Origin of the sequence: Phenylobacterium sp., assembly GCF_020253645.1 — a bacterium.
Lineage (GTDB): Bacteria > Pseudomonadota > Alphaproteobacteria > Caulobacterales > Caulobacteraceae > Phenylobacterium.
Genome location: NZ_JADCBG010000030.1, coordinates 32848 through 44033 on the forward strand (window position 1 = coordinate 32848; position 11186 = coordinate 44033).

The 11186-nt window shown below is 66.7% G+C and carries 10 protein-coding genes and 1 pseudogene; 10 read left to right on the forward strand and 1 reads right to left on the reverse strand.

Annotation, left to right across the window (positions count from 1 at the left end; translation table 11 throughout):
- Window positions 1-94: 94 nt before the first annotated feature.
- The 3 genes and pseudogenes from INE98_RS02425 to INE98_RS02435 all read left to right on the forward strand — a co-directional run.
- Window positions 95-1568, forward strand: a pseudogene (locus INE98_RS02425) (circularly permuted type 2 ATP-grasp protein); the annotation flags it as partial.
- Window positions 1555-2499 carry an alpha-E domain-containing protein gene (locus INE98_RS02430; protein ID WP_293536264.1) on the forward strand — a complete coding sequence of 315 codons (945 nt, stop codon included), beginning with the start codon at window positions 1555-1557 and terminating at the stop codon, window positions 2497-2499. The pseudogene INE98_RS02425 and the gene INE98_RS02430, both read left to right, overlap by 14 nt.
- An 8-nt stretch (window positions 2500-2507) precedes the next feature.
- Window positions 2508-3488, forward strand: a complete 981-nt coding sequence (locus INE98_RS02435) for a transglutaminase family protein (RefSeq protein ID WP_293536266.1) — start codon at window positions 2508-2510, stop codon at window positions 3486-3488.
- A gap of 131 nt (window positions 3489-3619) precedes the next feature.
- Here the strand turns inward: INE98_RS02435 and INE98_RS02440 are convergent, their stop codons facing one another.
- Window positions 3620-4015, reverse strand: a complete 396-nt coding sequence (locus INE98_RS02440) for a hypothetical protein (protein ID WP_293536268.1) — start codon at window positions 4013-4015, stop codon at window positions 3620-3622.
- A gap of 83 nt (window positions 4016-4098) precedes the next feature.
- On the opposite strand from INE98_RS02440, the gene INE98_RS02445 reads away from it, so the two are divergent.
- The 7 genes from INE98_RS02445 to INE98_RS02475 all read left to right on the forward strand — a co-directional run.
- The gene (locus tag INE98_RS02445) at window positions 4099-4758 is read left to right on the forward strand and encodes a 2-hydroxychromene-2-carboxylate isomerase (RefSeq protein ID WP_293536270.1); all 660 of its coding nucleotides are present in this window, start codon (window positions 4099-4101) and stop codon (window positions 4756-4758) included.
- 12 nt (window positions 4759-4770) lie between these two features.
- Window positions 4771-6420 carry a sulfatase-like hydrolase/transferase gene (locus INE98_RS02450; protein ID WP_293536271.1) on the forward strand — a complete coding sequence of 550 codons (1650 nt, stop codon included), beginning with the start codon at window positions 4771-4773 and terminating at the stop codon, window positions 6418-6420.
- A gap of 61 nt (window positions 6421-6481) precedes the next feature.
- Complete coding sequence (locus INE98_RS02455; protein WP_293536273.1) at window positions 6482-7426, forward strand: nucleoside hydrolase; 945 nt, start codon at window positions 6482-6484, stop codon at window positions 7424-7426.
- Window positions 7423-8286, forward strand: coding sequence for a ribokinase (locus tag INE98_RS02460; protein WP_293536275.1), 864 nt, complete (start codon window positions 7423-7425; stop codon window positions 8284-8286). The genes INE98_RS02455 and INE98_RS02460 overlap by 4 nt, the downstream gene beginning before the upstream one ends.
- Window positions 8283-9209, forward strand: a complete 927-nt coding sequence (locus INE98_RS02465) for a 2-oxoglutarate and iron-dependent oxygenase domain-containing protein (protein ID WP_293536277.1) — start codon at window positions 8283-8285, stop codon at window positions 9207-9209. Before INE98_RS02460 ends, INE98_RS02465 begins: the two co-directional genes overlap by 4 nt.
- A 102-nt stretch (window positions 9210-9311) precedes the next feature.
- The gene (locus INE98_RS02470; protein WP_293536279.1) at window positions 9312-10427 is read left to right on the forward strand and encodes an ABC transporter permease; all 1116 of its coding nucleotides are present in this window, start codon (window positions 9312-9314) and stop codon (window positions 10425-10427) included.
- Window positions 10424-11186 (forward strand): ABC transporter ATP-binding protein (locus INE98_RS02475; protein WP_293536280.1); only part of this gene is annotated, 763 nt, incomplete at its 3' end. The genes INE98_RS02470 and INE98_RS02475, both read left to right, overlap by 4 nt.

Here is an 11186-nt window from a genome sequence, read left to right on the forward strand (position 1 = left end):
TCCACGCTCTATTCAGAGACCTGGTTTTTCAGGCTCCTGCCTTCCGTATCCGAACGGATGGGAGCACCGGGTGAGATACGCTTTGGCCGACGCAATGCAGGGCGCCGGCGCAACTGTGCATGCAGAAGCGCCGTATGATGAGATGGTCGACCCTTCCGGCGAGGTGCGTCCGCATTACGCCGCCCTCGCGCGACGGGTCGCGAGCCTCTCAGACGAGGATCTTGCCGAACGGCAGAGGCTTCTCGAGCGGTTCTTTCTGCTTCAGGGCATCACCTTCACGGTCTATGGCGCGGAAAGCTCCACCGAGAGGATCATTCCGACCGACCTCTTGCCGCGGATCATTCCGGCCGAGGAGTGGGCCACCATCGAGGCAGGCCTTGTCCAGCGCCTCCGGGCGCTCAACATGTTCCTGGCGGACGTCTACAGCGACCAGAAGATCCTGATGGATGGCGTGGTCCCCCGTGAACTGGTTCTGGGGGCGCCGTCCTACCGGCGTGAAATGCAGGATCTCTTCGTGCCTCACCAGGCTTACGCCAACGTCTGCGGGAGCGATCTGATCCGGAAACCGGATGGCGGCTTCGCAGTCCTGGAGGACAACCTGCGAGTTCCGTCGGGCGTCTCCTACATGCTGGCGAATCGGGAGGCGGCGAAGCGGACCTTCCCCGGCTCGTTCCGGCTGGCGGGAGTGCGCCGGATCGAACAGTATCCCGACCTCCTTCTCTCGACCCTCAGAAGCATGGCTGCGGACTGGCGTCCGAACCCCCAGGTCGTGGTGCTTACCCCCGGCGTCTACAACTCCGCCTACTTCGAGCATGCCTACCTGGCCCGCCTGATGGGGGTTCCCCTCGTTGAGGGGCGAGACCTCGTGACGCATGACAACATGGTCTACATGCGGACCACCACCGGGCTCAGGCGCGTGGACGTCATCTACCGCAGGGTCGATGACGACTTCATCGACCCCCTCACCTTCCGCCGGGACTCCAGCCTTGGCGTAGCGGGCCTCTTCAACGCCTACCGCGGCGGAAACGTCGTGATCTGCAATGCACCCGGAACCGGTGTGGCGGACGACAAGGCCGTCTACGCCTACGTGCCCGAGATCATCAGCTACTACCTCGGTGAGGACGCCATTCTCCCGAACATCGAGACCTATCTGTGCCGCGAGCCCTCCCAGCTCTCCCACGTACTGGCCAACCTCGACAAGCTTGTCGTCAAGGCGGTGGGCGCTTCGGGCGGCTATGGCATGCTGGTGGGGCCTCACGCCAGCCGGGCGGAGCGTGAGAGCTTCGCAGAGGCCCTCAGCGCCAATCCTGACAACTACATCGCCCAGCCGACCATTCAGCTGTCGACAGCCCCTTGCCTGATCGATGGAGCCGTCGATCCGCGGCACGTCGATCTCAGGCCCTTCATCCTTTCCGGGGACAAGATCCGCGTCACCCCCGGCGCGCTCACCCGCGTCGCCCTGCGCAAGGGATCGCTTGTCGTGAACTCCAGTCAGGGCGGCGGCTCAAAGGACACCTGGGTGCTGGGCGCCGGCGAACAGGGGGACCACGCACCATGATGCTCGCCCGGGTCGCAGACAGCCTCTACTGGATCGGTCGATACGTGGAGCGCGCAGAGCACATGTGCCGCCTCGCGGATGTGCTCCTGAACTCCACACTCGACAGGACAGAGAGCTCTGGCCAGGTGGCGCGCATGGTGGTCTCCGCAATCTCGGACGGAGATCCCCGGTTCGAGGTCTCACCCTGGGACGCAGCCGTGGCGATCACAATGGACAGCGAGGAGGGCGACTCGGTCACGGCCGCCCTCGCCCGGGCCCGGGAGAATGCGCGACAGGTTCGTGACCAGCTCACCACAGAGACCTGGGAAAGGCTGAACCTCATCTATCTCCGGGTCACAGGGCCTGCCGCACCCCGGGAGTTCTCGGACGCCCCTTCGCAGTTTCTCCACGACATCATCGCCGATCTGCATCTCTTCAAGGGCGCGGCGGACGCCACGATGAGCCACGGCGAGGGCTGGGGCTTCCTCCAGCTCGGGGTGTTCATCGAGCGGGCCCAACTGACGGGCCGGCTCCTTCAGGCCGGGTTCGGCCGGAGCCTCGGCCGGCCGGTCACGGAACACGCGGCCATGACCGCCCTCCTGAGGATGAGCTGCGCCCTTGAGCCCTATCTGCGCAAGCACACGGCCGATATCCAGCCTCGGCTCATTCGCCAGTTCCTGATGTTCGACGAAGACTTTCCACGGTCGCTGAGATTCACCACCGCACGCATCGAGGAGCATCTTTCAGGGGTCGGCAGGAACGTGGACCTCGGCGGCGCAGCGGGTCCAGAGCGACTTGCGGGCAGGTTGAAGGCCCGGTTTCAGTACGCCGAGGCCGAGACCCTCACGGCCGAGGACTCAGACCTCCTCGTTGCGACCGTTCTGGAGGAGTGTGCACGCCTCCACGCAGGGATCTACGAGAACTTCGTCGCCTACTCCCTTGAAATGCGCCTCCCCGCATAGGATCGCCCATGCTTCTCGAGGTCAGACACGTCACCCGCTACCATTACGCCGCCCCTGTCCGGGAGAGCGTGATGGAGGTCTGGATGCAACCTCAGAAGACGCCGAGGCAGCGGCTGGCGAGCTTCGAGCTCGACCTCGATCCCGCCGCCCAGGTGTTCTCGTACGCCGATCCCTTCGGAAACGCGGTCTATCACTTCGATGTGCCCCATCCGCATGACCAGCTGACCATCACCGCACGCTCGATCGTCGAGACCAGTGCGCCCGAACCCCTGCCAGCGGCCCTGGATCTTGGCGAGTGGGACAGGCTGAGGAGTGACCGGGTTCTGGGCGAGAACTTCGATTTCCTCCGGTTGCAGGGCTTCTGTGTCGAGACTGACGCCCTCCGCGCCTTCTCCGTAGAGCGCGCGCTGGACCGTCTGCGGGACAGCGACCCGCTCACGGCGGTGCGCCGCCTCGCGGAGACCATCTATGACGCATTCGACTACGAGCCCGGGGTGACGGACGCAGAGAGCCCGATAGACCTCGCCCTGTCGGCCCGAAGGGGTGTCTGCCAGGACTTCGCCCACATCATGATCACCCTTTGCCGCAGCTGGGGAATACCGGCGCGCTACGTCTCGGGCTACCTCTTCACCGACCGCGAGGGTGGAGACCGCTCGGACCCCGACGCATCCCATGCATGGCTGGAGGTGTTTCTGCCTTCGACTCGCTGGATCGGCTTCGACCCGACCAACAACACCCTTGGCGGAGAAAGGCACGTCTCGGCGGCGATAGGCCGCGACTATTCGGACGTGCCTCCGTCACGAGGGGTCTACAAGGGTGAGGCCGAGAGCCAACTGGCCGTTGGGGTGAATGTCCGGCGCGCCCGGCCGACGGCGGGGGAGCCCGAGTTCATGCGCCTCGCCAGCCCCAGCTTCGCCCGCGGCGGCGGCCGCCGGCGTCCCGGGAGCGGGTCCTCCCTGCTGGAGCGGCAGCAGCAGCAACAGCAATAGTCGGACGGTAAAATAGTTGCACTCCGAGTGCCGATATTTCAATCTCCCTCCATGAGGGGGAATGAACGAGAGTGCACGGCCGACCGGGCCGGACGCCTGCAACGGCCGGGCGACATCCCTCGTCTCAGGATTCAGGCCGATGAAGCGGGCGCCGAGACGGGGCGAAGGCTCCGGAAACCCGCGAGCAGGACCGCCAGGACCACCACCTCGGTCAGGATGGGAGCGACCTGTTCGACGGTGAACCCCGCCGCAGCAAGGTTCAGAAGTCGCCCCGCGAGCGCCGCCCCGATCAGGCAGACAGGTCCCAGCAGAAAGCGCCCGTCCCCCTTGAGTGCGGCAAAGACGGAAAGGCCGCCGGTCACGGCGAACAGGGCGGCGACATCGGCCCTGAGGGTCGCCTGCCCAAGCGCCCCCTTGACCTCCAGCCCGAACTGGATGGCGGCGGCGGAGGGATCCGCAAGGACACGGCCCGCCACCATCAATGACAGAAGCCCGAGGGCTCCCAGTACAATCCTCAAGGCCAGCATCAACCCCTCCCCTTCAAAGGTTCCCGCCGGCCAGCCTATGCCAGGGCGGGCCGACTCGCCAAATTCCGTCCCGGAGCCCGCGCATGACGCTTGAGTATGACCTCTACTGGTCCTTCCGCTCGCCCTATTCCTACCTCGTGACACCCCGCCTGCTGTCGCTGGAGACAGACTACGATGTGCGCTGCAGGGTTCGTCCGGTCTATCCCCTCGCCGTCCGGACGCCGGTCTTCTTCGAGGGCCGTGACCCTCTCTGGTTCTCGTACCTGATGCTGGACACCCGGCGGGAGGCTGAGCGTCTGGGCATGCCCTACCGCTGGCCGCGTCCTGATCCCGTTTACATGGACATGGCGACCGGAACCTACCCCGCGGAACAGCCCTACATTCACCGGTTGACCCGCCTCGGAGTGCTGGCGGCCGAGGCAGGGCGCGGCCTGCCCTTCCTGAAGGAGGTCAGCGCGCTCATCTGGAGCGGCGACGTCGATAACTGGCACGAGGGCGACCACCTCGCCGCGGCGACCCGCCGGGCCGGACTCGACCCCGAGGAGCTGTTCGCCCGGGTCGAGACCGAGGCCGGACGCCTCCATGCCGTGATCGAGGACAATCAGGTCGCACAGCGCGACGGTGGGCACTACGGCGTCCCGATGATGGTCTTCAATAACGAACCCTTCTTCGGCCAGGACCGGATGGACACCTTCCGCTGGCGTCTGGAGCAACAGGGACTCACACCCCGGAAGACCGCCTGAGGAGGCGCAGCAATGAAGATCATCAAGGTCCTCGCCCTTGTTTCCCTGGTTCTTGTGGGGCTTGGCGCCCTGGCCTGGAGCAATCGTTTCGCGATCCTGAGCTTCATCGCCCAGTCGAGGCTCCCGGACGTCGCCCCGAACCGGCCTGTCACCTGGCTGGAAGGGCCGGCGGATCCGCCCCCGGCGCGACGACAACCCAATGTCATTCTGATCCTGGTCGACGACATGGGGTTCAACGACCTGACGCTGAACGGAGGAGTCGCCGGCGGCGTCGTTCCGACGCCCAACATGGACTCCCTCGGGCGTGAGGGGGTGATTTTCGAGAATGGGTATGCCGGAAACGCCACCTGCGCGCCGTCCCGGGCGTCCCTGATGACGGGGCGGTACGCCACCCGATTTGGATTCGAGTTCACCCCGGCGCCGGTCGCCTTTCAGCGCATGGTGGGCACCGAGGCCGAACCCGGCAGCATCGTGAAGCCGCGCTTCTTCGGGGATCGCGTCAAGGACGTGCCGCCTATGGAGGCGCTGGCCGTGCCGGCGAGCGAGATCATGGTGCCGGAGCTGCTGCAGAAGCAGGGGTACCACACCCTGCACTTCGGAAAGTGGCACCTGGGAGCGAAACCGGGCGCCCGGCCCGAGGACCGGGGTTTTGACGAGAGCCTTGGATTCATGGCCGGGGCCTCGCTCTTCCTGCCGGTCAATGACAAGACCGTTGTCAACGCCAAGCAGCCCTGGGACCCGATCGACCGGTTCCTGTGGCCGAACCTGCCCTACATGGTCCAGTTCAACGGCTCGGAGATGTTTGCGCCGAAGGGCTACATGACCGACTACCTCACCGACGAGGCGGTCAAGGCGATCCGGGCGAACCGGAACCGGCCCTTCTTCATGTACTTCTCGCCCAATGCGATCCACACGCCGCTGCAGGCGACGCGGGAGGACTACGACGCCCTGCCCCAGATCCAGGATCACCGGCTGCGCGTCTATGCCGCCATGGTCCGGAATCTTGACCGCAATGTCGGGAAACTCCTGGAGACCCTTCGCCGGGAGGGGCTCGAGAAGGACACCCTGATCATCTTCAGCAGCGATAACGGCGGTGCGGGCTATATCGGCCTTGAAGACATCAACAAGCCGCTCCGGGGGTGGAAGTCGACCTTCTTCGAAGGCGGGATCCGCACGCCGTTCTACATGAAATGGCCCGGCGGGATGCCGTCGGGGCAGCGTTTTGCGGCTCCCGTCACCCATGTGGACATCTTCTCGACCATCGCCGGAGCCGCCGGGGCGCCTCTCCCCGCCGATCGTGAGATCGATGGGGTGAACCTCCTCCCCTACGTCACGGGCGCGAAGGACGGGCGACCCCACCAGGTGCTGTTCTGGCGCTCGGGTCAGTACAAGGCGGTGCGCGACGGGGACTGGAAGCTGCAGAGCAACGAGGCCCGGTCCAAGGTCTGGCTGCACAACCTGGCTGTTGATCCCTACGAGAAGACCGACCTCTCGGCCCAGGAGCCCGAGCGGGTCAAGGCCATGCTGGCCCTCCTCGCCCAGCAGGACGCCCGGAGCGTCAAGCCGCTGTGGCCTTCCCTGCTCCAGGGGCCCGTCTTCATCGATCACCCCTCGGGACGTCCTCAGAAGGCCGGGGATGAGTACATTCTCTGGGATAACTGACGCAGCAGGCGGGCTGCTCCGGCGACTTGCCGTCAGGGGACGAAACGGGGAAAGCTGAGCCATGCCCGGCCTGCCCCTGATCCTCGACTGCGACCCTGGGGTCGACGACGCCGTCGCACTGCTGCTCGCCCTCGCCGCGCCGGAGGCCCTTGACCTGCTCGCCATCACCACGGTGGCGGGCAATGTCGGGGGCGACCTTACCGCCCGCAACGCCTGCCTCATCCGGGAATTGGCGGGACGGCCAGACATCCCTGTCTTCGCCGGCCAGGATCGGCCGCTTGTCCGCCCTCCCGTCGCGGCTGACCACTTCCATGGCGCCAGCGGCCTGGGCGACCTGCCGGCGGGCGTCCCGACGCAGGGTCCCGAGATCCGGCCTGCGGTGGACTACCTGATCTCCGTCCTCAGGGACCGCCCCCCTGGTGAGGTGACGATCGCAGTCACTGGACCCATGACCAACCTCGCGGAGGCGATCCGCCGCGCCCCGGACGTCGTCCCGCGCATCCGCCAGGTGGTGGCCATGGGGGGCGCACGCCGGGAAGGCGGCAACATCACCGCCTCGGCGGAGTACAACATTCACGCCGATCCTCACGCGGCCGACATCGTGGTCCGGGCGGGGCTGGACCTTGTCCTCCTCGGTCTTGATGTCACTCACCAGGTCGCCGCGACCGAGGCGAGGCGCGATCGGATCGCCCGGCTCCGCAGTCCGCAGTCGCACGCCGTACGCCAGCTGCTGGCCTTCAGCGCCCGGACAGAGGCCGAGCTGGGAACCGGCGGACCCCCGCCCCTGCACGATCCCTGCGTGATCCTTTGGCTGCTCGCCCCGGAGATCTTCACCCTCCGGCCGTGTCACCTCGCTGTCGAAACCGAGTCCCCCCTGACCCTCGGCCACACAGCCGTGGAGTTCCGAACCAGCGAGCGGCTCCCCGCCAACGCGCGCTGGGCGACAAGCGCGGACTCCGACGCCGCCTTCGCACGGATCGAAGCCCTTCTGGAGCGCTACGGATGAACGGCCCCTCCATCCTGGTCCTCGGATCCGTGAACCTCGACATCGTGGCCAGCGCCCCCTCCCTGCCCCGGCCCGGAGAGACCGTGATCGGCGCAAAACTCCAGAGGCATCCCGGAGGGAAGGGGGCCAACCAGGCCTTGGCGCTCGCGCGCCTCGGGGCCAGGGTGCGGCTTTGGGCGCGGACCGGGCAAGACGCCTTTGCCGATGAAGCCCTGGCGCTTCTCTCGGCCGAGGGGGTCGACCTTTCGGGCGTCGTGCGGCTGCAGGGCGAGACAACGGGCGTGGCCCTCATCGGGGTGGATCCGGGCGGGGAGAACCAGATCCTCGTCGCCTCGGGCGCAAACGCCCGGATGACGCCCGCCGACCTTCCCGCCCTGATCACGGAGGCTCTCCTCTGCCAGCTGGAGACCCCGTTGGAAGTTGTCGAGGCCGCCGTGGCGCGGGCGCGGGGTTTCATCGCCCTGAACCTCGCCCCGTTTTCTCCCCTCCCCGCCCGTTGCCTTGCACGGGCGGACCTGGTGGTGGTGAACGAGCTCGAGGCCGGGGCCCTGGGGACCCGGGCGGACGACATCCGCGGCGCTCTGGCCATCACCTTCGGCGCCAGGGGCGCACGACTCTACCGGCAGGGCCGGATGACAGCCGAGGCCCGCCCGCCGGGGGTCCAGGTCGTCGACGCCACCGGGGCCGGTGATGTCTTCACGGCCGCCCTGATGCTGGCCCTGCTGGAAGGTCAGCAGGACGGCGAGGCCCTGGACTTCGCCTGTGCGGCGGCCGCCCTATCCACCACCCGACCCGGAGCCCAGCCGGCCAGCCCGCGGCGCGGGGAGGTAGACGCCCTGATTGCGGGAGACCGACCATGAGCGGGAGCGTTCCCGAACTGAGACTTTCGGATTTCACCGGCGGCGATCCAGCTACGCGCGCCAGATTCCAGAACTCCCTGTTCGCCAGCCTCAGGCGCTGGGGGTTCGTCATCCTCTCCGATCATGACGTGCCTGTTGGGCTGCTGGACCGGGCCTACGCCCTCTCGGCCGCCCTCTTCGACCAGCCCGAGACGGACAAGCGCGCCCTGGCCGGCGGACTTCGGGGCTACACGCCGTTCGGTGCGGAGCACGCGCGCGACAGTCACGCCCCGGACCTGAAGGAATTCTGGCAGATCGGCCGGGAGCCGACCCCTGAGGCCCTGGAGGTGGAACCCCTCCCCCCCAATGTCTGGCCCGCGACACCCCCCGGCTTCCAGGACACATTCCAGGCGCTCTATGAGGGGCTCGACCGGACAGGACAGCTGCTTCTGTCCGCCCTGGCGCCCTCGCTGGACCTTCCGGAGGACTGGTTCGACTCACGCGTGCGCTTCGGGCCTTCCATCCTTCGGCTCCTGCACTATCCCCCCGTCCCGTCGGACGCCCCGCCGGGAGCTGTCCGCTCCGCGGCGCATGAGGACATCAACTTCCTCACCATCCTGGTCGCCGCCCGGGGCGCCGGGCTCCAGCTGCGTGATCGGGATGGAAGCTGGGTCGCTGTCGAGACGGAGCCCGGAAAACTGATCGTCGATTCCGGGGACATGCTGGCGCGTCTGACGAACGGAGTGATCCCGGCGACAACCCACAGGGTTGTGAACCCTGAGGGTCCGAACATCAGCCGTTACTCGATGCCCTTCTTTCTTCACCCTCACTCCGACCTTTCCCTGGCCGCGCTTCCCTCCTGTCGTCATCTTCGCCCCCCGGAACCGGACATCACCGCAGGAGAATTCCTGTCCCAGCGCCTTCGGGAGATCGGCCTTGCGTAACCCCTGATGCGAAACAACGGCTTTGCGAATAGGGATCAAGCCGGACTAGTCTAACCCGGCGATCGAGGTTACCTGAGAGTGGCCGCATCGCGGGATAGGTTGATGAGCGTGACCCCGACATTCCGTCAGCCCGACCCCGAAGAACCGGGCGCTTTCCGGTTGGCCGGAGACTGGTGCGGCTCTCCGGTGCAGGCCATAGCGGATGCATTCATCTCGTCCGTCCAGGACATCCCCGCCTCGGCCCTCGATCTGACGGATGTCCGAAGGATGGATGTGGCGGGCGCCTGGGCCGTCCTGAGAGCCCTCGGCCCCCAGCCTGAACTGGAACGCGTCAAGGCCCACCCGGATCACTCGCGCCTGCTCGCCATGGTGGCCGAGGCGGACGCATCGCGCCTGCGCAAGACTCCCCCGAAGAGTTCGATCCGCACCTTCCTTGAGCGCATCGGCAAGGGAGTCGCCGGTGTCGTTGACGAGACCTACGGAACCCTGGCCTTTGCCGGAAGGCTGATGGTTGTGACCGGGCGGTTGCTGTCTGACCCCCGCCGCATCCGGTGGGCGCCCTGCTTCTCTCTGGCCGAGCGGGCCGGCCTGGACGCCCTGCCCATCGTCACCGTGACCACATTCTTCATCGGCGCCGTCGTTGGCCTCCTGGGGGTGAACACCCTCAGGCAGTTCGGCGCCGAGGTCTTTGCGGTGGAGCTAATCGGCATAGCCGTGACCCGCGAGTTCGGCATTGTCATCACCGCCGTGCTTCTTGCCGGTCGATCCGCATCGGCCTTCGCCGCCGAGATCGGCTCCATGAGAATGACCCAGGAGGTCGACGCCATGAGGGTCATGGGCGTCGATCCCTTCGAGGCCTTGGTCTTCCCACGGGTCGCCGCCCTGCTCCTGACCATCCCCCTGCTGACCTTCGTCGCCACTGTCGCCGGGCTCATGGGGGGAGCCCTCGTCACCTGGTCGATGCTGGGGCTGGGGCCAACCTTCTTCATGACGCGTCTGGTGGAAAGCGTCGGGGATACGCACTTCTGGATCGCACTCTCCAAGGCGCCCGTCATGGCCATCGCCATCGCAGGAATCGGCTGCCGGCAGGGCATGCTGGTGAAGGGCGACGTCCTGTCCCTGGGCCAGCGGGTCACCGCCGCGGTCGTCCAGGCCATCTTCGCCATCATCCTGATCGACGCCGTCTTCGCCCTCATCTACATGGAGCTGGACCTGTGACGGCGTCCGAAGCCGCTCCCTCCCCTGACGACGCCCCTGCGATCGAAATCGTGGGGCTGAGGTCCCAGTTCGGATCGCGAGTGATCCATGAGAACCTGGACCTGACCGTCCAACGGGGAGAGATCCTCGGCGTTGTCGGAGGCTCAGGGTCCGGAAAGTCGGTGATGCTGAACTCCATCATCGGCCTGAAGCGGCCGGAGGGAGGCACGGTCAGGGTTTTTGGCCACGACATCCACGCCGACGCCGGCCGACCCTGGGGCGCCATTGAAAGACGCTGGGGCGTGCTCTTCCAGCAGGGCGCCCTGTTCTCGAATCTGACCGTGGCCGAGAATGTCGAGGCGCCGCTGCTGGAGCATACGAACCTCTCCCGGGCCACAGTCCGGGAGCTTGCGGAAATCCGGATCGGGCTGGTGGGGCTTCCCCCGGACGCCTGCAACCTGAAGCCCTCGGAACTCTCGGGCGGCATGAGGAAGAGGGCGGGTCTGGCGCGCGCCCTGGCGCTCGATCCCGAACTGCTGTTCCTTGACGAACCGACAGCCGGGCTCGATCCGATCGGAGCTGCAGGTTTCGACGAGCTCATTCTCGAGCTGTCCGGTAATCTCGGGCTGACCGTCTTCATGATCACACACGACCTCGACACCCTTTACGCCATCACCACACGGGTGGCGGTCCTGGCGGACAAGCATGTCGTGGCCGCGGCGCCTGTCCGTGACCTCGAATCTTCAACGCACCCCTGGATCCGGGAGTACTTCCTGGGCC

What these genes read in the sequence shown, in the direction of transcription:
- INE98_RS02455 (WP_293536273.1), top strand. Translation starts at nt 6,482, where the DNA reads ATGCCCGGCCTGCCCCTGATCCTCGACTGCGACCCTGGGGTCGACGAC.
- INE98_RS02460 (WP_293536275.1), top strand. Translation starts at nt 7,423, where the DNA reads ATGAACGGCCCCTCCATCCTGGTCCTCGGATCCGTGAACCTCGACATC.
- INE98_RS02465 (WP_293536277.1), top strand. Translation starts at nt 8,283, where the DNA reads ATGAGCGGGAGCGTTCCCGAACTGAGACTTTCGGATTTCACCGGCGGC.
- INE98_RS02440 (WP_293536268.1), bottom strand. Translation starts at nt 4,015, where the DNA reads ATGCTGGCCTTGAGGATTGTACTGGGAGCCCTCGGGCTTCTGTCATTG.
- INE98_RS02430 (WP_293536264.1), top strand. Translation starts at nt 1,555, where the DNA reads ATGATGCTCGCCCGGGTCGCAGACAGCCTCTACTGGATCGGTCGATAC.
- INE98_RS02450 (WP_293536271.1), top strand. Translation starts at nt 4,771, where the DNA reads ATGAAGATCATCAAGGTCCTCGCCCTTGTTTCCCTGGTTCTTGTGGGG.
- INE98_RS02435 (WP_293536266.1), top strand. Translation starts at nt 2,508, where the DNA reads ATGCTTCTCGAGGTCAGACACGTCACCCGCTACCATTACGCCGCCCCT.
- INE98_RS02445 (WP_293536270.1), top strand. Translation starts at nt 4,099, where the DNA reads ATGACGCTTGAGTATGACCTCTACTGGTCCTTCCGCTCGCCCTATTCC.
- INE98_RS02470 (WP_293536279.1), top strand. Translation starts at nt 9,312, where the DNA reads ATGAGCGTGACCCCGACATTCCGTCAGCCCGACCCCGAAGAACCGGGC.